Consider the following 25,402-nt stretch of genomic DNA (forward strand, 5'->3'; position numbering starts at 1 on the left):
CTGGAACTTTGATATTATAATCGCAATATCAAATGCGTTGACGAGACGAGTAGATAAAAAACATTCTTTCATCAGAGAGCTCCGGTAGCTGAAAAGGAGCAAAGAACTTTTTATTGAAGAAAGACTCTGAGCAGCACATCGGAATCCGCTTACGTTGGAGGATGGTGTGACAGGTGCTCCTGTTATAGAGCTAAAGTATAAATGAATGAAGTTAGCACCACCTTATGCTATCATTAGGTGAACAGGTCTCATTCTGCGTATACTTGAAGAGGTGAATATGGCGACATATTTACGAATCTGGGTGGTACCACGAGTGTTCAATCTCGTCCCTGAGACATTTGTCTTGGGGATGGGATTTTTTGGTTTTCCAGAGCAGTGATTACACGCTTTGGATTGGCCTGAATAGTGTGAATGATAGGGAATTAAGCTTCCAGTATCCCATGTATGATGATAACAACAGATGAGCTAATTAAAACCGAAAGGAAATGATGATTCCATGTCAGCAAAATTAAAAGTCGGTATTGTCGGAGGAACAGGAATGGTAGGTCAGCGCTTTGTAGACCTGCTGGATCAACATCCATGGTTTGAAGTAACAGCGATTTCAGCAAGTGCCAACTCGGCTGGTAAAACGTACGAAGAGTCCGTACGAGGGAGATGGAAGCTTGAGGTTCCGATTCCTGAGCCAGTGAAAAACATTATGGTGCAGGATGCATCCCAAGTGGAGGCTTTCGCGAGCCAGGTTGATTTTATTTTCTGTGCAGTGGACATGAAAAAGGATGAAATCCAGGCACTGGAAGAGGCTTATGCCAAAACAGGCACCCCGGTCGTGTCCAATAACTCGGCTCATCGCTGGACTGCTGACGTGCCGATGGTCATTCCTGAGATTAACCCAGGTCATCTGGCGGTCATTGAAGCACAAAGAAAACGTCTGGGTACGACAACAGGTTTTATTGCTGTAAAACCGAACTGCTCCATCCAGAGTTATGTGCCGGCATTACATGCGCTGCGTGAGTTTAATCCGACCCAAGTGGTTGCTTCAACGTACCAAGCGATTTCTGGAGCGGGAAAAAACTTCACGGACTGGCCTGAAATGCTCGATAACGTGATTCCTTACATCGGTGGCGAGGAAGAGAAAAGTGAGCAGGAACCGCTGCGCATCTGGGGTAGTGTAGAGAACAACCAGATTGTTAAAGCATCTGCACCGCTGATTACGACTCAATGTATTCGTGTACCGGTAACAGACGGACACTTGGCTACTGTTTTTGTAAACTTTGAGAAAAAACCAAGTAAAGATGAAATACTGGAGCGCTGGTCTCAGTTCAAAGGGCGTCCGCAAGAGCTGGCCCTGCCAAGTGCACCAAAACAGTTCATTACGTATTTTGAGGAAGAGAACAGACCACAGACCAAGCTGGATCGTGATATTGAGCGTGGTATGGGTGTATCTACTGGACGTTTGCGTGAAGACTCTTTGTATGATTATAAATTCGTGGGACTGTCTCACAACACACTTCGCGGAGCAGCTGGCGGTGCGGTTCTGATTGCTGAATTGCTCAAAGCAGAAGGATATATTCAGCCGAAATAATAAGTATTACTGGAAAATAAGCACGAAAAACGTCGACATGAGATGTCGGCGTTTTTTTGTGTTTAGTTGACTATTTTATGATATGTGTCCTAGTTAACGGTGATGGTGCATCTATTGAACTCCAACTGGGGGACACCCGTTATTATTAACGAGAAGTTGCCCACTGAGCAGGATTCGTGATGTCGGGGATGCCTTTTTCTAAAATCTCCTGGTAATGGAGTGTTTTTTCTTCCAGATGTGCGACACGTTGTTTTGCTTCTTCCAGTTGAGCGAGTGCAGCTTCCTTGAATCGCATCATGAGAGCTAAGCGCTGTGGGACGGTTGAATCACCTTCAAGGCAGAGATCTACGTAAGTTTTGATATCTTCAATTGGCAACCCCGTTTGCTTAAGGCATCGGACGCCACGTAACCAGTTGATCGCTTCGTCGTTAAACAATCTTACATTGTTTTTGTTGCGCTGCACGCTTGGAATCAGGCCTTTATCGGTATAAAAACGAACTGCATGCTCTGAAAGTCCTGTAATCAAGGCAGCTTCATGAACCGTAAACATAGATTTTCATCTCCTTAAAAAAATGATATAAACCGCTTGACTTCGTGTTACACGAAGGTACTAGGGTTATTGTAACGCAAGCTGATTCAAAGCGAAATAACAGAGTGTTGTTAGAAACAAATCCGCTTGATTGCTTGAGTTAAACCATAAAACCTTAGGAGGAAATCAAATGATGCAAAGTGTAACATTAAACAATGGTGTGAAGATGCCGATAATCGGATTTGGTGTATATCAAGTCCCAGATCCGCAACAATGTGAGAATACCGTCTATGAGGCGCTTCGTGCGGGTTATCGTCTAATTGATACGGCAGCGGGTTATATGAATGAGGAAGCGGTAGGGCGCGCAATCCAACGCAGCGGTGTCTCGCGTGAAGAACTATTCATTACCACTAAATTATGGATACAAGATGCCGGATATGAAAGCACCAAAAAGGCATTCGCTAAATCATTAAAGAAGATGCAGCTTGAACAGTTGGATATGTATCTTATCCATATGCCTTTTGGTGATTATTATGGCGCTTGGCGAGCGATGGAGGAACTGTATCGAGACGGTTATATTCGTGCCATTGGTGTCAGTAACTTTTTACCTGATCGGCTAATGGATCTCATCGTTCATAACGAAATCGTGCCGGCGATCAATCAGATCGAGACACATCCTTTTCAGCAGCAGATCATTAGCCGAGCCTTTCTAAAAGAACAGGGGATACAGCATCAATCGTGGTCACCGTTCGCAGAAGGCCGTAATCATTTATTTACGAATGCAACACTTTCTGCTATTGCAGAAAAGTATAATAAGTCCGTGGCACAGATTGTACTTCGCTGGCTTACGCAGCAAAATATTGTAGTTATTCCCAAATCGGTACGAAAAGAGAGGCTTGTGGAGAACTTTGACATCTTTGATGTCACGCTAAGTTCGGAGGATATGAAAGCCATAGCGACATTGGATACAGGAGAGAGCCTATTTATGAAAATCGATGATCCCGAAGTAGCCAAAATGCTGGGTCAGCTGAAGGTGGACATATAATCGTTCATCTCTCATAGTCTCATCATCTATTCTCTTGAAGCGGATGGACCTGTGTGGCTTCTAGTTCAATCATGATTTAAGATGTGAATAGGCTCCTGAACTGCTCTGTGTGAAGAGAGTTAGGAGCCTTTTGCATTTTGTCATTCGAGCAATTTAAGCTGCGGAGGTTTTATCCGAGTTACGCAAGAACTGGGAACGTCGGCCCAGCAAGTACCCCGATAGGGATGCCAGCATTTGTTGGAATACCATGCCAAGAACTACAGGAACCGCAACAGGCGGCGGAAAATAAGTAACCGCAAGGACTGCGCCAGCACTAATGTTTCGCATTCCACCATTGAAGACGAGCGCCACTTGATCAGCTTCATTCCATCCCAGCCATCTCGCAATGAAATAACTGAGTGCATACCCGAAGGAGGCTAGAAAAACAATAATGACTGCAAGCCCGGCCAAACGCCAGTTGAAGTCGGCTAGATAGGGTGCGACAACCGAGCCATTAATGGCAACGACTGAAGCCATAAATAACTTGGATAATGGATTGAGCCTAGGGCCCCATACAGGAACGATCCGCCCTTTAGTCCATTCATTGAGGAGCATGCCCAGCAGAGAAGGAAACACGATCATCCAGAACAAGCTGCTCATCATAGCCGCCGTATCCAGACTGACACTTGTGCCTACCAACAGAGATAACACTCCAGGCACAACGAACGGAGCCAGCAACGTATCAATGAGAATAATAGAAAGCGTAAGCGCGATATTCCCCCGGTAGATGCTGACCCATATAAAGCTGCTAATGCCTGTCGGAATGACCGCAGCAAGAACAAGTCCTGTAATGGTATAAGCATCGGTGGGAAACACGAGATGACCTGTTCCTAGTGCAACAAGAGGCATTGCCAAGTGCAAGATCAGCAAACAGACAAACAGTGGGAAAGGTTTCTTTAATACATTCACAAAGTCTCGCACGCTTAAACTGATACTGCCTGCAAACGTCATAAAGGCAAAAAGCCAAGGTGACAAATACGTGTAAGAAGACAAAAACTGGCCACATAATACACCGATAATTATACTGCTGGGGGTAATCAGTGGCATGATGCGGTTCAAGCGTTCATTCAAGGCCTGAAGCATAATGATGACATCCCTTTATTGTATGATTCTCCCATTATACAACGTAATGCTGTTGCATGCAGGCTCATTTGCAATATAGCATCGCGAACAAGTATCATTAAATACAAACTAACATGGTGAGATGAAGAAAGGGAGATGATCATGACGAGGCGAAAAAGAACATATAAAATGATGTTAACCTCAATTATCGGTTCCAGTATGCTGATATTATCGGCCTGTTCTATTGTAGAGCAAGCGAATCAAAGTCTAAATTATGTAAGCGGTGCAACGGATTATATAGAACAAATATCGAGAGCTGGAACAGAGCTCCAGCAACTTGCAGCAGATGCTGTTAACAACCCTGATGTTACGGGGCAGGTTCAAGAAAAAATTGATTTGATTCAAGCGGAAGCTGCAGAATTCGCCGAGATGAATGCGCCTGCAATTGGCGAAAGTATTCACGAGAATCTCGTTAGTTATAATAATCAACTGACAGAGGTCATCAATCAATTCGAGACATCGATTGCCGAGCAAGGGATCACTGCTGAGAATTGGGAGCAAACAGGTATTCCTGAATTGATCAACAATATCAATAGTCTGAAGGATCCGCTGAGCGGATTGCAAAATGAATAATACGTTGAATTACGTTAATATTTTAATGTTCACTCATGATGGATTCTAGCGAATCCAAGCAGAATAATGATTCATATACATGAAAGGCACAGGACGAAGTAATCGCCCTGCGCCTTTTTTTATATTCAACTTTTGCAGTGAAATCATATAATAATGTCGAATCTCCCCGAAGTTTGGGCGTTCGTGATACAATAAAATCGCTGACTCTTTTTATCCATTTGTGGTGTCGTACACGATACGGACGCCAAGTGAACCATAACTTTCTTCTTTATAATGACAATGAGTGCAGGTTTTGACTGAGCATAATGGTTCATGATGTGTTTGTAATTTTTCGTTACAGCGAGGACATGTATTCACAAAAAGTGTCTTCAACACACTAAACATGCTTAATCACTCATTTCTGATTAATTTACTTGGTTTTAATGTATTATAACCGAAATCAATTGGTGTGTATACGTTTTTTGTTGATTGTTTTAGCTCATATTCTAATTTTGTATTGTCGTATTATCCTTTGAAAGGAAGCGTATAATCGATGGATCTGTTGTTATTTTTCATCATGTTTATACTGGGTCTCATCGGTTCGTTTTTTTCCGGATTGTTGGGCATTGGCGGTGCCATTATTAATTTCCCGCTATTGCTGTACGTACCTGAAATGGCAGGTCTCTCTCCGTTCAGCGCTCATCAGGTGTCTGCTATTAGTATGTTTCAGGTTTTCTTTGCTTCACTTGCCGGAGTTGTTGCATTTCGCAGAAGGACAAAAGCAGGGAATACAAACAACGCTGTCATTAATTCCAAACTGGTACTGTATATGGGCTCCAGTATTCTCATTGGTAGTTTGATTGGCGCTTTTATCTCAGGTTTGCTTGATGAACGCATGATTCATCTCGTTTACGGAGTTCTTGCTGTGATTGCCATTGTTTTAATGCTGGTTCCGAGCAAGGGACGATTAGATACAGATGAACCGTTAACATTCAATAAAATGATCGCTTCGAGCACAGCGTTGATCGTTGGCATCGTTTCAGGCATCGTTGGAGCTGGTGGTGCTTTTGTGCTAATCCCTGTTATGCTGACCATCCTGAAGATTCCAGTGCGGACTACTATTGCCTCATCTCTTGCGATTGTGTTTATTTCTGCAACAGGAGGTGTCATTGGGAAGCTGATCGCTGGAGATATTCCGGTGGAGCCGATTATATACACCGTAGTTGGTAGCTTGATTGGCGCTTCGATTGGCTCCCGAGTAAGTTCGATGATCAATGTGCGGCTGCTTCGATATGGGCTACTTGTTCTCATTGCGATTACGGCGTTCAAAGTCTGGTCTTCCATATTTTGAACTATACCGTTCCGCCCAACACATTTTCGATTTCGTAACCAAACGGCTGAACTGCCGTATATAGGGTATGAACATGAACGGACCATGTTTAACTTTAACCGAAGTTGAGGGATCAACCGATGAACAACTTACTTATAAACCAAACTAAGGATGAAGCGAATGTTGGTGAAGCGTACCGTCTCGCGGAGCAGAAAGCATCTCAGTATTTTTCCAAGCTCACTCAGCAGCTCTTAAATCATTCACACGTAGATGAACTTAAAGAAGATTTCAGGATTTGGCAAAAAAAACACATTCATCGATTTAGCTGGTTATCATGGTTCGCTGGCAAGAGAAAACCTGATACCCGAAATATTCAGAAATATATACACTGGCTCAATGCGACGAGCAAGCTGGATGATTATCTGGATCGTAGCATCTCCTATATTTACATGCGAGATCTGGGGCAAGCGCTGGATAACCCGAAAACCCAAAATCACATTCGCCGTATTGCTGAAGATACCAAAACATATTTTATGCGTACTGCGAGTAAACAACAGGGGCAGGCTGACTACATTAGCCCAGCGGCTTTATACCGGTGGGGGCAGCGGGAACAGATCGAAGAAGCTGTCATCTGGGTGTTGGACAAATTAAAACATGTTGCAGCAAACATTCCTAAAGAACTGGATGCAGCGCAGGCGCAGCGAAAATTGATCAAAATTATTCTGGGTGTTGTTCTTCATGTGCATGATGAATTCACGGAGGAAACGCCACAGAAGGAACGAAGTGAACGACTGGACGCAGCGATACGGCTCGGTTACTCTTACGGTCTGACGTACCCTTTCGTTGATGATCTTCTTGATTCTCAGGCACTGACCATACAGGAAAAAGAACAATATTCAGCGATGATACAACAAGCGCTACTTACAGGCATCGTGCCTGAACTTGGTGAGTGGAAGGGGCCAAAGCTTGAAGTCATCCGGTATGTACATTCCGAACTTCGAGAGGCCTTTGATTATATTCGAAATTATCAGCGTGAAGAGATGCGGCGCACTTTTTTTGAACAGTCCTATGTGTTCTTTCAATCTCAGGAGACGGATCGCAGTAAGAATTTGTCGAATGCGCATTATACCAATGAGGAGCTCTACATTCCGATTATTATCAAATCAGCATCTTCCAGGTTAATTGTACGTTCCGTTCTCAGTGCGCCTGAAGATGAGGGGTTTGATCTGCGTACGTTCCATTATGGAATATATAATCAGCTCGCCGATGATTTTGCAGATATGTTCGACGATTTGCAAGACGAGGCCGTGACACCGTATACGTATTATTTGAAATATCGTGACCTTCGTCCGGATCTGATTAATCCGTATGAGTTATATTGGGCAGTCATCTCCTATCTGATCCATGATGTCTACTATTCGAACGAGAAGGCACGGGAGGTTATACTGGATCGTGCAATTAACGGTTTGAAGCGATGCAGAGAACGGCTGGGACAGGTGAAATATGATGAAGTCATGAGTATCTTCGCATCCGGGCAGCCAGAACTTAATGATGTGGTGCAGCAGATGGTACGTAAAGCAGATGATGTTGATTTTCTGGACAAATTGTTACGAGATCAGGTCGTGCTGCAGCTGAGCAATGATAAAGAGGAGAAGGATTCGTTTAGACAGACGCTTCAAACGGTGCGTGAACGGATCAATGTAGAGCTGCAAATCAACAAGTCCGCAGAAGAGCTCGATATGAAGACAAGACTGATGGATGCGGCAAACTATAGCCTTCAAGGGGACGGCAAACGTCTACGCCCCATCCTGACATGGGTCATGGGTGTACAGGAATATGGACTCACTGAGTCGGCCATAATGCCTTTGTTACGATCCATGGAATATATGCATACCGCTTCACTCATCTTTGATGACCTTCCTACACAGGATAATGCTTCAACAAGGCGAGGTCGTTCCACACTTCATCAGGTTCATAATAGTGCAACCGCAGAACTTACGGGCTTGTTCCTCATCCAGCGGGCCATTCGTGAGCAGTCTACACTGCATCAGTTCGATGCACAAACGGTGTTGAAGCTGATACAATATTCTGCTGTAAAGGCAGAAGATATGTGCATGGGTCAGGCGATGGATCTGGGTTCAAAAGGAAAAACGCTGTCGCTAGAGGAGCTAAATACGATCTGTTTCTACAAAACAGGTATTGCTTTTGAAGCGGCGCTGGTCATGCCAGCTATTCTGGCACAAGTGAAAGAAGAAGAGATCGACGCGTTAAAATCATTTGCCTATCATGCAGGCATTGCCTTTCAGATCCGGGACGATCTGCTGGACTATGGTGGAGATCACCGGGTTCTTGGGAAGCCAGCCGGGCAGGATGAACGAAATAACAATTCCACTTTTGTATCCATTCTAGGGGAGAACGGTGCCCAAAAGGCAATGTGGGAGCATTATTGTTTCGCCACTGATGCACTAGGTCAAATGCCGAAACCCATTCCTTTTTTGAAACATCTACTGGATTACCTGATTGCTCGTGAACGTTGATGATATACAAAAACCCTCATTCTGTATTCATTCAGAGTGGAGGGTTTTTGCTTTTTTTCATTATGTAAGATGTTCTGGAGGTTGGAGATCATGGATTTTTGATCCACAGCTTGGAGAGATCCAAAAAGCCAAACTCTGAAGTTTGCATACCGTATATACTCTGATGGAGTTCAGATTTTCTGTTCATATGACATCCGTGTAACAGCCAACCATTCTCACGCAACAGACCTTCGGCCTGTTCCAAAAGTTCCATTCGTCCAGAGTCTGGAAGCTGTGGAAAGACGTCCAGCAAATCGTCAAACGCAGACTGAATCTCGGGGGTCATATACTCATGGAAAGAGTTCGCTTGGTTTTTGAAAAAATGAATCATGCCATACTGCCAATCATCCTCCAGAATTTCTTCCCTCAAAATCAAGGGGGCAGTAGACTTCTTCACAACATCTACATAATCATCAAAAGGCTCCAATTCAATCTTAAGACCGATATGGCTTGCGCGCTGTTGCAACCATTCGGCCACATCCGAATCTTTGTTCTTCTTATAAGATAACAGGAGGGGCTCGCCTTGATAATCGGACTGTTCTAGCAAACTCTTGGCATCCTCTAATGATACGGAACTCCAGTTCTCAGCAGCACTTCGCCAAGGCAGGAAACTACAGGCAGGTGTAATTCGATTTTTGCCCAAGTCGTTCACGAGTGTCAATGGATCATAGATGATGCGCATTGCTTGACGAAAAGGAAGTTGATGATGACAGCCTTCCATATGAAAATTAAACAACATATACTGACAACCAAGTGAGGGATAGTCAATGAAATTCAGCTTCTCTTGGCTATTTCCAGGCATACTAAGCTGATAAGTTCCTGGCAACTCATAATACCTGTCATTTAAAGTTGGTTCGGGAAGGAACCAGATATGAACCTGATCAAGGTGAGGGCGAATGCCGTAATAGCCGTCAAAAGCGCTTAATTTGATCACATCTTCATTCTTCTCGGTGATCTGAAAAGGACCTGTACCAATCAATGTCTGATTCTGATCGTGATCGGCTGGCAGTACAATCATTCGTATACAGCTAAACAGATGTAAGAGAAACCTGTTCGAACGACGCAGAATAAACCGGATACAATAATCGCCTATGATATCCGTATGTTCGATGTCCCGATAGAACCATAGTGAGGAGGAATTCATCTCAAACAACCGATTCAAGGATGCTTGAACATCTTGGGCGGTCATCCATCGTCCGTCATGAAAGCGAACGCCTTTTCGCAAATAAAATATCCATTCCCGGTGATCATTGCTAGACTCCCATGTGTGTGCAAGGGCAGGCAGGAAGCTATCGGTGTGAGCATCGTATGAGATCAATGTGTTGCATATTTGACCCAGTAAATACGTTTCGAAGGCGGTATACACAGAGGCAGGGTCCAGATCACCAAGCTGACGGGATCTTAGCATGCGAAGTGTATCTTGTCCCGATGCTGTTTCAGTATGACTGCGGAATCCCATCTGCTGGTGGAGGGTATGCATAAGCTTATCCCTTAGCACATCATCCATTCTAACGCTACCAATCAGTTCAATGGCCTCTTTGAGTTTCCCTTTGCATAGAAGTTCGGAGAAGTGCATCTCCAAAACATCGTTGAATCCTCGCAACAGTGTCAGTGTGGAATAGTTACCTCGACCACGCCCAGGTTTCCAATGAACAAAACGTTGCTCTTCCAGCTTCCGCACAATAAATTTGACATTACGAGGGGTGCAACAAAGGATAGAAGAGAGGTGTTCGATCGTTACTTGTACAGGCTCTTTCATTTTCAATGAGAGCTGCTCATCGGCAGCCAGTCTTAGAAAGTGAGTATATATCGTATCCATCTGACTTCTCCTTCATAAAGGTGAAAAGTGCCAACGAATAATTACACTTTTACTTCCCCCTTTTATCTATACAATTATACATATCAGGATGACAGAATGCATCCACTTTGATAACTATAGAATACATAGAGAAGAGTAGCAGGATAGGAGAACCAAGATGAATCAATTTGTAAAGCAAATTCACCCTCTGGCTTGGACCATTATTATCGGAACGATGTTTGGGCGCCTTGTAACATCCATGAGTATACCGTTCCTGTCCATCTATTTGACACGTGTGCTTGAAGCCACACCGACTCAAACGGGAATCACAGTTGCGGTGAGCTCGCTGGCAGGAGTCATGGTCAGCTTTTACGGAGGGTATATCTCTGACCGGATTGGACGCAAAATCGTGATGATGGTCTCGGTATTTAGTTGGGCCGCTGTATTTTTCATTTTTTCAGCAGCAGAGCATCTATGGGTATTTTTCGTAGCGAATACGTTAAATGGGTTATGCCGGGCAGTGTTTGAACCCACGTCAAGAGCCCTTTTATCTGACATTACTTCACCGCAGAACAAGCTGCTGGTTTTTAATCTGAGATATGCAGCAATTAATCTGGGTGTGGTGTTCGGACCGATTATAGGATTTCAATTGGGATCATCTGAATCGACATTTCCTTTTGTGATATCTGGACTGGTGTATATTGTTTATGGTCTGATTTTGTATATGCAATTCAGATTGCAACATGCGAATCTTCCTGGACGGATCGAGGTTAGTGCACCTCGTCTGCGAGAAGCTTTTCTGACAACCAGTCGAGATCGAGTGTTTTTGCCGGTACTGATTGGTACCACATTCTGTGTATTGGGTTACGGCCATTTTAGTTCTACATTAGCGCAGTATTTGGCAAGGAGTCCTATTTTCGAGAATGGAAGTGAGATGTTCTCTTATATGCTCTCATTGAATGCGATCACCGTACTGGTTATTCAATATCCGCTCGTTCGCACCTTCCGAAATGCACCGCCGCTTGTACCGCTTATTCTTGGTAATCTGCTTGTTGCAGCGAGTTTGTTGTTATTTGGTATAGCTGAAGGGATCGTCTTGATGATGGTCAGCGTCATTCTGTTTACCGTAGGAGAGGTGCTCCTGTTTACAATGATGGATATGCTGATTGATCGAATTGCTAAGCCCGAGTGGAAAGGAACGTATTTCGGAACGATTGGTTTTAACAATCTTGGAAATGTATTAGCTCCGGTTATGGGAGGACTGCTGCTAAGCCAGTTTGGTCCCGCAAACGGACCGTTAGTATTCATCCCGATTGCATTGACAACGGCACTAGGAATTCCTTTTCTCTTCATCGCACACCAACGTCTTGTTGTAAGGGAAAAGAAACAAGTGGAAACGCTGCACGTTGGAGTATAGCGGATGAATTAAATTACAATTCAGTATAATTATGTTGACGTATAAAGAATGAGCGAATACAATAAACAACAAATATGTGAAACTGGTGGGATAAACGATGATGGACCAGACAGCGCAGCTACTTCAACCAATAATTGAATATGCAGAGTTCTGTGACATTATCCAGGTAGAGTATTGAGTATGTTTTGGAGAGTCCAGCTAACTGCAATCTTGTCTGGACGCTCATGTATACTGCGAAATTAGAGAAGAAGCTGAAATCTTATCATTATTTTCTGGCTGACTTTTCCATCGAATTAAGCTGTAGATGAACTTCATTCATCTATGGCTTTTTTTATTTCGCCCCTCTCACATGGAAAGGAGTCAAGCGTCATCAACACATTAAAAAAAAAAAAGGAGAATGGATCTTGATGAACTATCGTAAACCGAGTAAACAACGTAAACAGCTTATTTCTTCGGGAGGCATTGCTGATTACACTAAGCTTCTGCATGATTCTTCATAGCGAAGTGGAGAACAAGATAATAATCCAAACGAAGGTTCAATTGAAAATTAAAGGGGTGGGCAGGTGTCTACAACAGAGAAACAATCCATGTCGTGGTTGCTGAAATATTTAAAGCCTGTCAAAGGCAAATTGGTTGTACTACTGGTTATGTTGTTAACGTCAACAGGGCTTCAGCTTCTCAACCCACAGATCATTCAACGGTTTATTGATACGGCGGCAAGTGGGGGGATCCTGGCCGATTTGTTGAAACTTGCGGGACTATTTCTGCTGATCGCCGTCATGAATCAACTTATTACGATTGGCGTCAGTTACTTGGGGAATGACGTAGCTTGGCGGGCAACGAACCGGATGCGGGGAGATTTACTCAAACATTGTCTACGTCTGGATATGCGTTTTCATAACGTCAAAACACCTGGCGAGATGATTGAACGGGTGGATGGAGATGTGACGAGCATCTCGAATTTTTTTGCGATGTTTATCGTGCAGGTTATCGGAAGTTTCGTTCTGCTTGCAGGGATTCTGGGATTTATGTTTACGATTAATGTGCCGATTGCATTGGTCATGACAGTATTCACATTGATATCCATTCTATTCATGGTCGTTATTCGTAATCTAGGAGTAGAGTCTTCTAAAAATGAGCGAGCTGCCAGTGCTTCCTTGTTCAGCTTAATTGAGGAGAGAATTGCCGGCATTGAGGATGTGCAAGCGAATGGACACGTTCCTTATGTGATGAACCGCTTCTATCGCACCATGCGAACGGTCTTCCTTAGAGGTCGAAAGGCATGGATGCTGAGGGTGATCCCTTGGAACACCACAGTAATGATGTTTATTATATCGGTTACGGTTGTTCTGCTGCTTGGTGTGCATTACTATATCGAGGGCATGATCAGTATTGGTACTTTGTTTTTGATTTATCAATACAGTCAGATGTTAAATGAACCCATTGAGTTGCTTGGTGACCAGGTTCAGGAATTTCAAAAGGCAAAATCGGGTATGCTCCGTTCGCGCGAATTATTATCTTTACGAAGTGAGATTCAGGACGGAATTGAAGAGAAGCTGCCGGATGGTCCGCTCGGACTAGAGTTTCATCAAGTGTACTTCAGTTATAATGAGGATAAACCGGTCCTTCAGAATATTACGTTTGAAGTGAAACCTGGAGAACGTCTGGGGATTATAGGCCGAACGGGGAGCGGAAAATCAAGTCTTAGCCGTGTGCTCCTGCGTCTATATAATCTGGATCAGGGAACGATTCGCATCGGTGGAACGGACATTACGAAGTTGTCTTTGCAGGCACTCTATCGCAGAGTCGGTATGGTAACACAGGACGTACAGTTGTTTGATGGTACACTTCGTGACAATCTGACCCTGTTTAATTCCGATGTGTCAGATGACATCATCAGGCAGACTACGGAACGGTTAGGACTGAGTCAATGGATAGATACGCAGTCTGAAGGGCTGGATACACACTTGACCGCTGGCGGTGCTTCACTGTCAGCAGGAGAAGCTCAACTTTTCGCATTAACTCGTGTATTTTTGACAGAGCCTAGTCTGGTGATATTGGATGAGCCCTCATCAAGGCTTGATGCAGCAACGGAGAGTGTACTACAGTCTGCCATTGATGAATTAATGAAGCGATCGACTGGGATTATTATTGCCCACCGCCTAGCTACGCTGGAGAAAGTAGATAAAATTATGGTTTTGGGCGGAGGAAGGTTGCTGGAATTCGGATTCAGAGAAGAGCTGGCAAGTGATCCGTCCTCGCACTATGCACGACTTCTAGTTACAGGGCGAGAGGAGGAATTGGCATGAATATCACCGGATTTATTGGGCGCTTATTTCGCTTTAAGCCGTACCTGTTTCTGATGAACGGTGTGTTATGGTGTATATTTCATTCTCTTCCGCTGGCTATGGGTCTTGGCATGCAGTGGTTCTTTGACCGGACAGCGACGGGAAGTGCTGACTACATGTGGCTTGCCGTACCACTGATTGTAATTGCACTGTTTCGCTTGACACGAATTGGCACGTTCTTTGTCGCATTCCATGCTTGGGTCACATATATGTATCATATTCAAGCCATTCTACGAACGAACATGCTGGCAGGTATTATGCGGTGGCCGGGACGTAATCTTCCTGCTTCACCAGGAGAGGCGATGAGCCGTTTTCGAGATGATGTTGATGAAGTGGTTGAATATATTGAATCTTGGGTAGATTTCTGGGGCCGGCTGGTTTTCGCCGTGGTATCGATTCTCATTATGGCTAACATTAACTGGCAGATTACACTTGTTGCGGTTTTACCGCTGTTGGTCGTAACACTGCTGAATAATCTGTCAGGGAATCGTGCAAGAAAGTATGCTCAGGTTAACCGGGAAGCGACAGGTCGTATCACCAGTTTTATCGCAGAGACATTTGGGGCTGTTCAAGCCCTGAAGCTTGGTCAGGCAGAAGATCATGTCTCCACACGTTTTAATCAGTTAAATGAAGAACGTCGTCAGGCGGCTCTGCGAGATAATCTGTTCAAGCAATGGATGAAATCGCTGAACCAGCATGTACTGAGTATATGCACTGGACTTATTCTGTTAATGTGTGCTGCCGAGATGAAGGCAGGTAACTTTACCGTGGGTGATTTCGCTCTATTCACCAGTTATCTGATCAATATCGGATTTAGCATATCCCTGTTTGGATACATGGTATTTCAGCATAAAAGACTCCAAGTTTCCTATGATCGAATGCGTACACTCTTTCGCCCTGGTGAAGAGGATCAGATTATGGAGAAACGGGAAATTTATCTGTATGAAGATCCGCCAGAAGTAATGGATGAACCAAGAAATGTGAATGATAAGCTGCGTGAGCTTGAAGTGAACCATCTTAGCTATCAGTACGGTCAATCATCCAGCGGCATACACGATATACATTTCAAGTTAAAACAGGGACAGTTTCTTGTGATCACAGGCCGGATCGGATCGGGGAAATCGACACTTGTTCGTACACTTCTTGGGCTGTTGCCTAAGCAACAGGGGGAGATACTCTGGAATGGAAAGAAGGTAGACCCGGCAACATTCCTTATGCCACCTAGGGCTGCATATACTCCGCAAGTCCCGAGGTTATTTAGTGACACACTTCGAGAGAACATCATTCAAGGTAAGCAGGGAAATACGGATCAGGCCATGGAAAAAGCCATTCGACTGGCTGTCTTGCATAAAGACATCCAGCAGTTAAATCAAGGTTTAGAAACACCTGTCGGCCCTCGAGGTGTCATGTTATCGGGTGGTCAGATCCAGCGGTCAGCGACTGCACGAATGCTGATGACTGAGGCTGATCTGTTTATTTTTGATGATCTGTCCAGTGCACTGGATGTGGAGACAGAGCAGCAGGTGTGGGAGGGGCTCTTTCAGGAGAAACAAGTGACCTGTATTGCGGTATCTCACCGCAAAGCAGCACTCACCAAAGCAGATCACATTATTGTTATGAAAGATGGACGGATTGAAGCCGAAGGGAAACTTGCAGATCTGCTTGAAACAAGTGAAGAAATGCAGTTGTTATGGCAAGGGGAGCAGATTCCTGTTAAGAGTGGAGCTGGATAAGCAAAGCAAAGAGCTTCATTTCCTACTACCATTTTGTTTAAAGATTAGAGGCGAAAAAAAACCGTACAGATACCATGCCTGCACTTCAGGGCATAGTATCTGTACGGTTTGTTCGTTATCACTCATCTAATAAGGATAGATTATCTCATCAATTGAGCAATCAAAGAATAAGCAATGATAACCAAGAAGATAATGGTAATATGGTTAATCGAATAAATAAACATACGTTGTGACCATTTTTTTGTTTCTTTTGCGTCAAAAGTAGTCACACTAAGAATGAGCCAAGCCAGACTTACTACAAAAGCTACAATGGCAATGAATGGACTCATCGGCCAGAACAAGAAGCTAGAAAGTAGCAGTAATACCAGGTACACGTTCGTTTGTACATAAGTACGTCCAATGCCCTTCACAACAGGCAACATCGGTACACCTGCTGCTTTATACTCGTCGAAGCGACGAATAGCAATGCCGTAGAAGTGAGGCATCTGCCATAACAGCATGGTTACAACCAGTGCCCAGATTTCGAAGTGTCCGAGTTCTGGAGAAATCGCAGCCCATCCAATGAGCGGTGGAACTGCACCTGACAGACTACCTACCTCAGTGTTATAAACCGTTGTACGTTTGGTCCACATGGTATAAGGAAACACATAAAGCAGTAAGCCTAAAATACCAAAAACAGCGGCTGATGGGGAAGCGATATACAACATTACAGCACCGATCAATGTAATCGTAATTCCGAGAATCAGACCCGCTTTGGTATCTACCCGTCCTGTGACCGTAGGGCGTGTCTTCGTACGCTCCATGATCGCATCGATGTCCCGGTCATATAAATTGTTAAATACGCCCGCTGCACCAATAATAAAAGAAGAACCTAAAAAAGAGAGAATGATTGGAATAATATTAGCCGTTACAGATGCATCAAAAACATATAGAGCAAGACTTAAACCTGCAAACATGGCGATCAAGTTGGACTTGATGATTCCAATTTTGATCGTATCGAAAAATACTTTTGGAATTGAGCTGTACTCTAGGCTGATATTGGTTTGTGACTCATTATTGATCGTTTTCAAATACTCACTTCCTATATTTATACTTATAATATGCGCCTATTATACCATCCAACTCACAATGTGATTGAAATAACATTTTAGGTTTTATAATAATGTCATTTGATTGTGAACAATTTAAAAACAAGAACTTTTTTAATTGTTAAAACAACAGTTCTGTGCTACGGGAGTGTTTTCATTAGATTGTCATACGTTAGATCGATGAAAGGAAATAAAAACATTGCATTTTTTAAAAGATAAATGTATTGTGTTATATTGTAGATATAAAATGTCTCTAATAGATTCGATTGACGGAATTAAGTAAGATGTTTATCTATTGATTAGTTGCGTTTGCTATAAGAAAACTCACATGTTTTCCCGCTTTTCCAACTCGATGCAGCTTTTCTCATTATAAGAGTTGAGGAGAATTTGTGAAAAATTAAGGATATTAAATATCTGGAAAGGGTGTTTAGAGTGAGGAAAAATGATCTTCAATTCGATGTCGTTATTATTGGGGGAGGACCTGCTGGTCTAAATGCATCGCTGGTACTTGGCAGAGCCCGGAAACGTGTGCTCATTATCGATAACCAAAAGCCGCGCAACAGGGTTACTCAAGCAACACACGGTTTCTTAACTCGAGATGGAGTGAGCCCTTCTGAATTTCGCCAATTGGCAAAAGAAGAGATTGCTGCGTATCCTTCGGTTCAATTTGCGGCAGAAACCGTTACGGACATAACCGGACGTGAGGGCGAGTTTGTTATTACTACAGAGAATAGCGGACAATATGATGCGAAAAAGATCTTGTTTGCTGTAGGCAAGAAAGACAAGCACTTAGAGATTGACGGTTTAGCAGAAGTGTATGGAAAGAGTGCTTTTGTATGTCCTTATTGTGATGGATGGGAACTCAAGGATCAGGAACTGGTCATTATTGTAAGAGCGGAACATGCACTACGTATGGCAAAATTGATATCTGGCTGGACAGCACATTATACCCTTTGCATTCATGGTGATGATTCTCTACAGCAAGATCATATGCAAGAACTGACACGTCATCATGTTAAAGTGTATGACACTCCCATTCACCGCATTGTGTCTGAGGAGGGGATGGTCAGTACAGTAGAGCTTACGGATGGAACCTGTATTTCTTGTACGGGGATTTTCTTCCAACCCACCCTACAGACGGGTTCAGATCTGCCAAGAATGTTGGGATGTGAGGTGATGGAGACGGGTACCATTGTCGTTGATGCACAAGGTAAAACGACAGTACCTGGAGTTTTTAGTGCCGGTGATGCAGCATCTGAAATGTATCAAGCCATCACAGCTGCTTCACAAGGAGCGTTAACCGCCGTAAGCATTAACTATGAGTTGAACTTTGAATCGTGGAACATGAAATAGAAAATTGAGTTATATATTGAAGTAACCAGCAGCTCATTCAAAGAAAGTCTTGAAAAAGCTGCTGGTTTTTCTTTGTATCGCACAGGTTTAAGAGTGTAATTTTTCTGTAAAATTTTAAATAATAGGATTGACATGAAGCCTGCGAGCGATTTTAATTATATAGACCGATTGTTATAATTTATTGAAGGAAGTGGCTTTTTTGAGTGAAAAGTCGAATGCCAAAGATCTTATTGTTGGCACAGCAGCGAGACTTTTTTTTTCACAAGGGTATCATGCGACCGGTCTGAGTCAGATCATTAAGGAGAGTAACACACCAAAAGGCTCATTATACCATTATTTTCCACAGGGGAAGGAAGAGCTGGCTCTCGAATGTATTCAAACCGTTGATGCATTTATTATGCAAAAGTTTGAAGAGATTTTTGCTGCCCATAAAACGACCGCAGAAGCGATTCGGGCATTTATTTATGAGACGGCCGATGAAGCTGAAAAGTCTGGTTTCACGGGATTTTATCCATTCAGCTTCTGGGCAGCTGTGGAGACTTCATGTATCAGTCAGCAGTTACGAACCGCTTCTCAGAATGTTTTTGCCGGCTGGCAGGATATCATAGCAAGACATCTCATGATGGATGGTGTTCAAGAGACGAAAGCTCGAGAGACAGCCTTGCTGGTTATTTCCCTGATGGAAGGCGCCATGATTATCAGTCTGACCAACCAGGATAAACAGCCGCTGGTAACGGCTGCTGATTATTTGTCAGTTGCAACGAAGAATGCCAAACATAATCAATAGGTTGTACCAAGAGTAGAAAGAAAAGAAAACGTTGGATAAGTTTGAGGGGGATGGAATTTTGGAAGCTTCCATAAAGGCTGATACAGCCAAGAATCAACAAGAAACACAACAATATAAGGTGTTCCCAATTTTGTTCGCCATGCTGCTGAGCGGGTTTATCGGTTTATTTGGCGAAACCGCTCTGAATGTTGCACTGACACCATTAATGGATCTGTTAGAGGTGGGACCAACGACCATTCAATGGTTAACGACAGGATATCTGCTCGTACTAGGTATTTTGGTACCTGTTTCAGGCTTGCTGCTGCAATGGTTTACAACTAGACAGTTGTTTACAACATCATTAGTATTCTCGATCGCAGGAACGCTGGTTGCAGCGCTTGCACCTAACTTTGAGATGTTGCTAGTAGCCCGGGTACTGCAGGCAATAGGTACCGCGTTGCTGTTACCGCTCATGTTTAATACGATTTTGGTCATTTTCCCGATCGAAAAACGTGGAGCTGCCATGGGATTGATTGGTCTGGTTATTATGTTCGCACCTGCAAGTGGTCCGAGTATTTCCGGTCTGATTTTGGCCAAATTGACTTGGCACTGGATTTTCTGGATCTCCTTGCCGTTTTTCCTGATTTCCCTGGTGTGCGGACTATTATTCCTGCCGAACATTTCCAAGTTGACCAAGCCCAAAATTGATGTACTTTCGATTGTGTTGTCCACACTTGGATTTGGAGGTATCGTATACGGCTTCAGTAGTGCTGGAGGACACGGTGAAACCGGTGGGGGCTGGACCAGTCCGATCGTTATTGCCACACTGGTTATTGGTCTCGTCTCACTGCTCTTGTTCAGTATCCGTCAATTAAGAATGAAGGAACCGATGATGGACCTGAGAGCATTCAGATACCCGATGTTCACGATTGGTCTATTGTTAGTTTTCATCTGCATGATGATGATTCTGTCATCTATGTTAATTCTGCCGATGTATCTACAGCAGGGGATGGCGGTTACCGCACTTACTGCCGGATTGGTATTATTGCCAGGTAGTTTGCTGAATGGATTTTTGTCTCCTGTCATGGGACGATTGTTTGACAAGTTCGGCCCGAAATGGCTTGTAATTATCGGTATGTCCACCGTTGCGGTTGTCCTGTACTTGTACACGGGTATCGAAGCAACAACACCACTCATTCAGATTATTATGCTGCACGTCTTCATGATGATTGGAATCTCCATGGTGATGATGCCTGCGCAGACTAACGGGTTGAATCAGTTGCCGCGTGAATATTATCCACATGGTACAGCCATTATGAACACACTTCAGCAAGTATCCGGTGCTATTGGTACAGCTGTCGCAGTTAGTATTTTGAGTGCTGGGCAGACTCGGTTCCTGAGCCGTGTAGAGGATCCGCAAAGCCCTGAAAATATGCTTGCTGGCTTCACATCAGGGATACAGAGTGCATTTGTCTTTGCCCTAATTTTGGCTCTTGTTGGTTTCGTCATTGCACTATTTGTAAAACGAGTGAAGGTTGGCTCGGCTGATAAACAACAGAGCCCGATGCATTAAAATCAAGGATTAAAAAGAGCGATGTCTCCTACGTTGTAAGGGGATATCGCTCTTTGTTTAGTTTATGGGGCAATGCAAGCCTTTCCAATTACTACGGTTGAATCACCGAAATGATAACAAAATTGAATATCCGTAAGCGATGAATTACTATGAGAATATAAACTATTATTTATCCGCAAGTTTGAACGGTGAACCTCGAAGAATAGATCGGAGAATAGAAGGGTGAACGATGACGAAATACGAAAATCAAATTCCAACAACCGCCGGAATGAGTATAAAGTCTCTGACAAGTATATTGAGGGATTCCATGCGCAGACAAGTGGAGCGAAGACCGTTAAGTAACATCCCGATGGAATATGTTCAACCAGCTTCCACAATGGATGTGTCTCATTCAAAGGTGACATGGTTCGGGCATTCGGCTTTTCTGCTTGAGATGGAGGGTCATAGACTACTTTTTGACCCGATGTTGGGTGATCGGCCGTCACCTGTATCTTGGGCGGGTACCAAGCGTTTCAGCAAAGAACTGCCGATTCAGCCCGATGATTTCCCTACGCTGGATGCCATCGTGATCTCTCATGATCATTATGATCATCTGGATGCCTCTTCGATTCGCAAATTAAAAAGCAAAACGAATCGTTTTATTGTTCCACTTGGGGTACGTAAACGGCTAGTAAAATGGGGTGTTCCTGCCGACCAGATCACGGAGCATCAATGGGGGGATGAATTTTCCTTCAAAGGTTTAACATTCGCTTGTACGCCTGCTCGTCACTTTTCAGGAAGAGGTTTGTTTGATCGAAATTCGACTTTATGGTGCTCATGGGTCATTGGTGGAGAACATACGAAAGTATTTTTTAGCGGCGACAGTGGTTACGGTCCCCATTTCAAAGAAATTGGAAGAAAGTACGGGCCATTTGATCTGACGTTGATGGAGTGCGGTCAATATGATGAACGCTGGTCGAACATTCATATGATGCCTGAGGAGACGGTTCAAGCCCATCTGGATGTGGGAGGTAATCTATTATTCCCGATTCATTGGGGTGCATTTACGCTCGCCTATCATGCATGGAATGATCCAGCAGAGCGAGTAACCCGTGCCGCACGAACTTTGAATGTATCTGTTGTTATTCCAGTTATAGGGGAGACCGTCATGCTGAATGATGAATCTTATGCGAACCAGACATGGTGGAGAAGGAATCAGGAATAATACATCTAACCAAGCAAGCGTTCTACTCAGACGATGGGAGGACGCTTTTGCTTTATTTAATAAAAGAAATGGCGGTACAGATCAACAACACGCCCATACTAATATAAAAAGGACGTTCGTATTTGATCAGGAATCGCTGAAATAAACGTCCGCCCAATGCCCAGGTCAGATTCGCACTTATGCCGATCAGGGTGAGTAGCAACGAATATAGGATGAGTTCTTGCTGCGACTGCGTATGGGGTAGAATGAACACCGACAGAGCTGTAAGTCCGTACAAAATAACTTTGGGATTGATGAATTGCAGGGTGAATCCGAATAGAAATGAATAGTGATTGACCTTGTTTTCTTGCGAATCTGCAGGTTTACTCCCCATGATTTTGATAGCAAGATAGAGCATGTACACACATCCGATCAGGTTCAAGACCGGGGTGATCCTGGGGATATATTGATGAAGAATCAAGTTGAAATAACTGGACAGAACCATAATAAGCAGACAGCCGGCTGCAACTCCCCCAATAAGATGAAGAGTCTTCTTTGAGTGCTGAACCGCACATCGAAGGGACCGAAGAATTTATTACTGTTTATGAAGGGCAAGTCACGATTCGGGTTGGGACGGAAGAATATACGGTGAGTTCAGGGGAGTCTATCCGTTTTCGAGCGGATAAGTCTCATGCCTATGTTAACGCTGGAGCTACGGCAAACAAGCTAAGTATGGTCATTCATTATATGAAGTGAAATGCATTAGAATATAACATCAATAAAGCAGCCTGATAAAGAACTGCACCTCGATTGTTCGTCGTATCCAACAATGGAGGTGCAGTTCAATAAATGGCTGCTTTATTAGGCTTGTTCGCTATGAACTCCAGCGACTATGATATGACTCTGGATTAAAGTTTATCTTTGGCCTGACGCTCAATTTCCTTTGCCGTTAGTGCTTTGTCATACACATTTACGTTATCCAAGCTACCTTTAAGGAAAGGATCAGTCGCATATCGGCTCTTGCCCACATAAGCTTCCGTTGCTTGCAGATCCTTCGGATTAAATGTGATCTCGTTGCTGCTTGCTACGGATTGCCCATTCACATACAAAGTGCCTGTATCTCCCTGGAGTGTAACAGCCACATGAACCCATTGATTGGAAGGTAGCGGTTCTGCTGCAATCAAGCTCTGATCTCGTCCCTCATTATGAATGGTGAACTGTAATGCTCCATTATGCTGGGAGGGTGTAAGGAACATGTGCCTGGTCAAGCCATTCCCAAAGTCGAAAATACGTTGCCAGGACCCACCGCCATCCCAATTAACCCAGGCGCTAAACGTAAAATCCGTTGTATCCGTAACGAGTCCAGGCAACTGAATGTAACTGTCTGTCCCATTAAAGGTGGCAGCTTGATTCTTACCACCTGCATCAGAACTGATCACGTTAAATGCCTGACCATGGTATCCGTTTTTACTGTAATCCTGAGCGACTTTTGCAAGTTTCTTGTGCTCAAAAGTGTACTCTCCAAGCAATGGACTTACCGCTTGCTGTGGAATAATAACATTAAACGTTTTGGAATTTACCGCATCTCCCTTACGAATCGTCGCAGTTAATTTTACTTTGGCATCGCCTTTACCAGCGCGTGGTCGCTGCACTTCGCCTGTAGCGGATAGAGCCGAAGTATTGGAACTTTTCCACGTAATGTCTGCATCACTTGCCTTTGTAGGCAGAGACAGATTGAAGAACACATGATCCGTATGACCAATGTTCAAATCCTTCTTAATGGCCTCAACAATGTCCTGATCACTCCGCACAACACCTTGACTTCCCCAGATGGCTATCCCAGAGGAGGAGAGCGCGCTAAAGGTCAGAACCGTACCTTGAGATTCCGAATTCCATTCAGGAGTAAAGACACCTTTGTACACAACTTGATCTGATGTGATCTGAACTGTGTTGTCTGCCCCAAGACTCCATGTTCCTGTCACGGCACCACGAATCTGCCCATCTGCTGTGAACTGAACTGTCCGGGAAGGCTTGATCTCCGCCGTGATGTCTTTACCATGATTCACCCATTGGTACTGACCAGCGATATCCTGAGTTGTCAGTTGGGCAGTATTCTCTCCTAAGGCAGCATAGCGATAAGGAGAAACGACAGGCCAATCATCCTCATTCATATGCATTTCATGTACGCGAACTTCGTGTTCCTCACCGCGCTCTGGAAAGCGGGAATGGAATATAAGGAATTGTTTTCCGGTTTCAGCATCAATATAAGCAGAGTTATGTCCGGGGGATACATAGCCGATTCCCACACCTGTGCCCGGATCACCGATCTGTCTCTGGAACAGGAAATTCCCCATTAATTTGACACCATAAGGCTCGATAGAACGATCGTCAAACAATGGTTTATCCTTATCCGCTTTAACATTAATCATGTCGTTTCCTTCGGCATCGAGGAAAGGACCGTCCGGCGTTTTGGAGCGAGCTACACGAATGTTATATCCCCCGTCCGCACCCAGTCCGCCGAAAGACAGATACAGATAATAATAGTCGGTTTCGGGGCTGTACAGCATATAAGGTGCTTCAATACGACTATGGTTGCCTCCCATAAGTTTCTTTCCATAACCTTGATTCGGCAGCGGTTTGCCAGTCGTCTCATCCATCTCCAGAATGAAAATCCCCCCGGAATAGGAACCATACACCATCCACAGCTTTCCGTCTTTGTCATAAAAGACATCAGGATCTACGACATTGGGGTGAATCGTTGCATCGTAAATGGTACCATCTTCACTGATCTGATCCCACATGCCGGATTTCAGCAGAATGCCCTGATCTTTATAGGGACCTTCGATATTGTCAGCGACAGCAATTCCGAGTGCTGATCGGGGAGAGTCTCCTTTGCATGCATTGTAGTACATATAAAATTTGCCGTCTGCCAGTTGTATGACATCTGCTGCCCATAGCGTATCCGTCTGTGCCCACTGCAGAGCTTCGGAGAATTCCTTGGTCACATTGGGAATAACGGGGTTGTCATCCCTAACACCCGAAGCGACTAAATCCCAGTTCAGAAAGTCTTTGGACTTAGCGACTTGGAGATGTGAACCAAAAATATAAAATGTATCATCCACCTTAATAACGGAAGGGTCATGAACGGAAACATTTTTAAATGCTGGTACAGGATCTGCAATGGATGTAGATATTGACGAGTTGCCAACCGCTGTTCCTGATCCATTGGCTAACACGGAGACAGGCGCCAAAGTAGTTGCAGTAAGTAATGCGGTACTTAGTAAAGAAATGTGAAGTGCACTAATCCAATAACGTTTCATAGGTTTCCCCTTTCCTAATACCTGGAATGAAAATCAACCGATACATAA

General features: G+C 44.0%; 19 protein-coding genes and 1 other annotated feature. Of the genes, 13 read left to right on the forward strand and 6 right to left on the reverse strand.

Annotated elements, in window-relative coordinates; all coding sequences use genetic code 11:
- Nucleotides 1-28 precede the first annotated feature (28 nt).
- Nucleotides 29-334 (forward strand) — a binding site (T-box leader).
- Between the two features lie 162 nt (nt 335-496).
- Nucleotides 497-1,582, forward strand: a complete 1,086-nt coding sequence (asd, locus tag PQG66_RS05135; protein ID WP_272035791.1) for an aspartate-semialdehyde dehydrogenase — start codon at nt 497-499, stop codon at nt 1,580-1,582.
- 145 nt (nt 1,583-1,727) lie between these two features.
- On the opposite strand, the gene PQG66_RS05140 is transcribed toward asd, so the two are convergent.
- Entirely contained in the window at nt 1,728-2,132 is a 405-nt protein-coding gene (locus PQG66_RS05140; RefSeq protein WP_272035793.1) for a MerR family transcriptional regulator, read from the reverse strand.
- A gap of 172 nt (nt 2,133-2,304) precedes the next feature.
- Between PQG66_RS05140 and PQG66_RS05145 the strand changes: the two genes are divergently transcribed.
- On the forward strand, nt 2,305-3,156 hold the full coding sequence (locus PQG66_RS05145; RefSeq protein WP_272036501.1) for an aldo/keto reductase: 852 nt from the start codon (nt 2,305-2,307) through the stop codon (nt 3,154-3,156).
- Nucleotides 3,157-3,309: 153 nt separating this feature from the next.
- On the opposite strand, the gene PQG66_RS05150 is transcribed toward PQG66_RS05145, so the two are convergent.
- Nucleotides 3,310-4,278, reverse strand: a complete 969-nt coding sequence (locus PQG66_RS05150; RefSeq protein ID WP_272035795.1) for a bile acid:sodium symporter family protein — start codon at nt 4,276-4,278, stop codon at nt 3,310-3,312.
- Nucleotides 4,279-4,446: 168 nt separating this feature from the next.
- On the opposite strand from PQG66_RS05150, the gene PQG66_RS05155 reads away from it, so the two are divergent.
- The 3 genes from PQG66_RS05155 (at nt 4,447) to PQG66_RS05165 (ending at nt 8,736) form a co-directional block, all read left to right on the forward strand.
- Nucleotides 4,447-4,890 (forward strand): DUF6376 family protein, encoded by a 444-nt coding sequence (locus PQG66_RS05155; protein WP_272035797.1) that lies wholly within the window; start codon nt 4,447-4,449, stop codon nt 4,888-4,890.
- A gap of 532 nt (nt 4,891-5,422) precedes the next feature.
- Nucleotides 5,423-6,220, forward strand: a complete 798-nt coding sequence (locus PQG66_RS05160) for a sulfite exporter TauE/SafE family protein (protein ID WP_272035799.1) — start codon at nt 5,423-5,425, stop codon at nt 6,218-6,220.
- A 119-nt stretch (nt 6,221-6,339) separates the two neighbouring features.
- Nucleotides 6,340-8,736, forward strand: coding sequence for a polyprenyl synthetase family protein (locus tag PQG66_RS05165; RefSeq protein WP_272035801.1), 2,397 nt, complete (start codon nt 6,340-6,342; stop codon nt 8,734-8,736).
- 88 nt (nt 8,737-8,824) lie between these two features.
- Here the strand turns inward: PQG66_RS05165 and PQG66_RS05170 are convergent, their stop codons facing one another.
- Nucleotides 8,825-10,594 carry an ABC transporter substrate-binding protein gene (locus PQG66_RS05170; protein ID WP_272035803.1) on the reverse strand — a complete coding sequence of 590 codons (1,770 nt, stop codon included), beginning with the start codon at nt 10,592-10,594 and terminating at the stop codon, nt 8,825-8,827.
- Between the two features lie 157 nt (nt 10,595-10,751).
- Between PQG66_RS05170 and PQG66_RS05175 the strand changes: the two genes are divergently transcribed.
- The 3 genes from PQG66_RS05175 to PQG66_RS05185 all read left to right on the forward strand — a co-directional run bounded on the left by PQG66_RS05175 (nt 10,752) and on the right by PQG66_RS05185 (nt 16,071).
- Nucleotides 10,752-11,990 (forward strand): MDR family MFS transporter, encoded by a 1,239-nt coding sequence (locus PQG66_RS05175; RefSeq protein ID WP_272035805.1) that lies wholly within the window; start codon nt 10,752-10,754, stop codon nt 11,988-11,990.
- A 563-nt stretch (nt 11,991-12,553) separates the two neighbouring features.
- Nucleotides 12,554-14,299: an ABC transporter ATP-binding protein gene (locus PQG66_RS05180; RefSeq protein WP_272035806.1), complete on the forward strand. Its 1,746-nt coding sequence runs from the start codon at nt 12,554-12,556 to the stop codon at nt 14,297-14,299.
- Nucleotides 14,296-16,071 (forward strand): ABC transporter ATP-binding protein, encoded by a 1,776-nt coding sequence (locus PQG66_RS05185; protein WP_272035808.1) that lies wholly within the window; start codon nt 14,296-14,298, stop codon nt 16,069-16,071. Before PQG66_RS05180 ends, PQG66_RS05185 begins: the two co-directional genes overlap by 4 nt.
- A 140-nt stretch (nt 16,072-16,211) precedes the next feature.
- Here PQG66_RS05185 and cyoE read toward each other — a convergent pair whose 3' ends face one another.
- Nucleotides 16,212-17,141 carry a heme o synthase gene (gene cyoE / locus PQG66_RS05190; protein ID WP_272035810.1) on the reverse strand — a complete coding sequence of 310 codons (930 nt, stop codon included), beginning with the start codon at nt 17,139-17,141 and terminating at the stop codon, nt 16,212-16,214.
- Nucleotides 17,142-17,591: 450 nt separating this feature from the next.
- Here cyoE and PQG66_RS05195 point away from each other — a divergent pair, with 450 nt between their 5' ends.
- The 4 genes from PQG66_RS05195 (at nt 17,592) to PQG66_RS05210 (ending at nt 22,055) form a co-directional block, all read left to right on the forward strand.
- Nucleotides 17,592-18,512 carry an NAD(P)/FAD-dependent oxidoreductase gene (locus tag PQG66_RS05195; protein WP_272035812.1) on the forward strand — a complete coding sequence of 307 codons (921 nt, stop codon included), beginning with the start codon at nt 17,592-17,594 and terminating at the stop codon, nt 18,510-18,512.
- A gap of 190 nt (nt 18,513-18,702) precedes the next feature.
- The gene (locus PQG66_RS05200) at nt 18,703-19,299 is read left to right on the forward strand and encodes a TetR/AcrR family transcriptional regulator (RefSeq protein WP_442955036.1); all 597 of its coding nucleotides are present in this window, start codon (nt 18,703-18,705) and stop codon (nt 19,297-19,299) included.
- Nucleotides 19,300-19,438: 139 nt separating this feature from the next.
- Nucleotides 19,439-20,851 (forward strand): DHA2 family efflux MFS transporter permease subunit, encoded by a 1,413-nt coding sequence (locus PQG66_RS05205; protein WP_272036503.1) that lies wholly within the window; start codon nt 19,439-19,441, stop codon nt 20,849-20,851.
- Nucleotides 20,852-21,080: 229 nt separating this feature from the next.
- Entirely contained in the window at nt 21,081-22,055 is a 975-nt protein-coding gene (locus PQG66_RS05210) for an MBL fold metallo-hydrolase (protein ID WP_272035818.1), read from the forward strand.
- Between the two features lie 52 nt (nt 22,056-22,107).
- Here the strand turns inward: PQG66_RS05210 and PQG66_RS05215 are convergent, their stop codons facing one another.
- Nucleotides 22,108-22,626, reverse strand: coding sequence for a LysE family transporter (locus PQG66_RS05215; protein ID WP_334220761.1), 519 nt, complete (start codon nt 22,624-22,626; stop codon nt 22,108-22,110).
- Here PQG66_RS05215 and PQG66_RS05220 point away from each other — a divergent pair.
- Entirely contained in the window at nt 22,590-22,790 is a 201-nt protein-coding gene (locus PQG66_RS05220) for a cupin domain-containing protein (protein ID WP_272035820.1), read from the forward strand. The genes PQG66_RS05215 and PQG66_RS05220 overlap by 37 nt on opposite strands.
- Before the next feature lie 152 nt (nt 22,791-22,942).
- Here PQG66_RS05220 and PQG66_RS05225 read toward each other — a convergent pair whose 3' ends face one another.
- Nucleotides 22,943-25,354 (reverse strand): family 43 glycosylhydrolase, encoded by a 2,412-nt coding sequence (locus tag PQG66_RS05225; RefSeq protein ID WP_272035822.1) that lies wholly within the window; start codon nt 25,352-25,354, stop codon nt 22,943-22,945.
- Between the last annotated feature and the right edge of the window lie 48 nt (nt 25,355-25,402).

Origin of the sequence: Paenibacillus sp. JJ-100 (genome assembly GCF_948329825.1) — a bacterium.
GTDB lineage: Bacteria > Bacillota > Bacilli > Paenibacillales > Paenibacillaceae > Paenibacillus.

What these genes read in the sequence shown, in the direction of transcription:
- PQG66_RS05185 (WP_272035808.1), top strand. Translation starts at nt 14,296, where the DNA reads ATGAATATCACCGGATTTATTGGGCGCTTATTTCGCTTTAAGCCGTAC.
- PQG66_RS05140 (WP_272035793.1), bottom strand. Translation starts at nt 2,132, where the DNA reads ATGTTTACGGTTCATGAAGCTGCCTTGATTACAGGACTTTCAGAGCAT.
- PQG66_RS05150 (WP_272035795.1), bottom strand. Translation starts at nt 4,278, where the DNA reads ATGCTTCAGGCCTTGAATGAACGCTTGAACCGCATCATGCCACTGATT.
- asd (WP_272035791.1), top strand. Translation starts at nt 497, where the DNA reads ATGTCAGCAAAATTAAAAGTCGGTATTGTCGGAGGAACAGGAATGGTA.
- PQG66_RS05210 (WP_272035818.1), top strand. Translation starts at nt 21,081, where the DNA reads ATGACGAAATACGAAAATCAAATTCCAACAACCGCCGGAATGAGTATA.
- PQG66_RS05145 (WP_272036501.1), top strand. Translation starts at nt 2,305, where the DNA reads ATGCAAAGTGTAACATTAAACAATGGTGTGAAGATGCCGATAATCGGA.
- PQG66_RS05165 (WP_272035801.1), top strand. Translation starts at nt 6,340, where the DNA reads ATGAACAACTTACTTATAAACCAAACTAAGGATGAAGCGAATGTTGGT.
- PQG66_RS05205 (WP_272036503.1), top strand. Translation starts at nt 19,439, where the DNA reads ATGCTGCTGAGCGGGTTTATCGGTTTATTTGGCGAAACCGCTCTGAAT.
- PQG66_RS05160 (WP_272035799.1), top strand. Translation starts at nt 5,423, where the DNA reads ATGGATCTGTTGTTATTTTTCATCATGTTTATACTGGGTCTCATCGGT.
- PQG66_RS05170 (WP_272035803.1), bottom strand. Translation starts at nt 10,594, where the DNA reads ATGGATACGATATATACTCACTTTCTAAGACTGGCTGCCGATGAGCAG.
- PQG66_RS05155 (WP_272035797.1), top strand. Translation starts at nt 4,447, where the DNA reads ATGATGTTAACCTCAATTATCGGTTCCAGTATGCTGATATTATCGGCC.
- PQG66_RS05175 (WP_272035805.1), top strand. Translation starts at nt 10,752, where the DNA reads ATGAATCAATTTGTAAAGCAAATTCACCCTCTGGCTTGGACCATTATT.
- PQG66_RS05225 (WP_272035822.1), bottom strand. Translation starts at nt 25,354, where the DNA reads ATGAAACGTTATTGGATTAGTGCACTTCACATTTCTTTACTAAGTACC.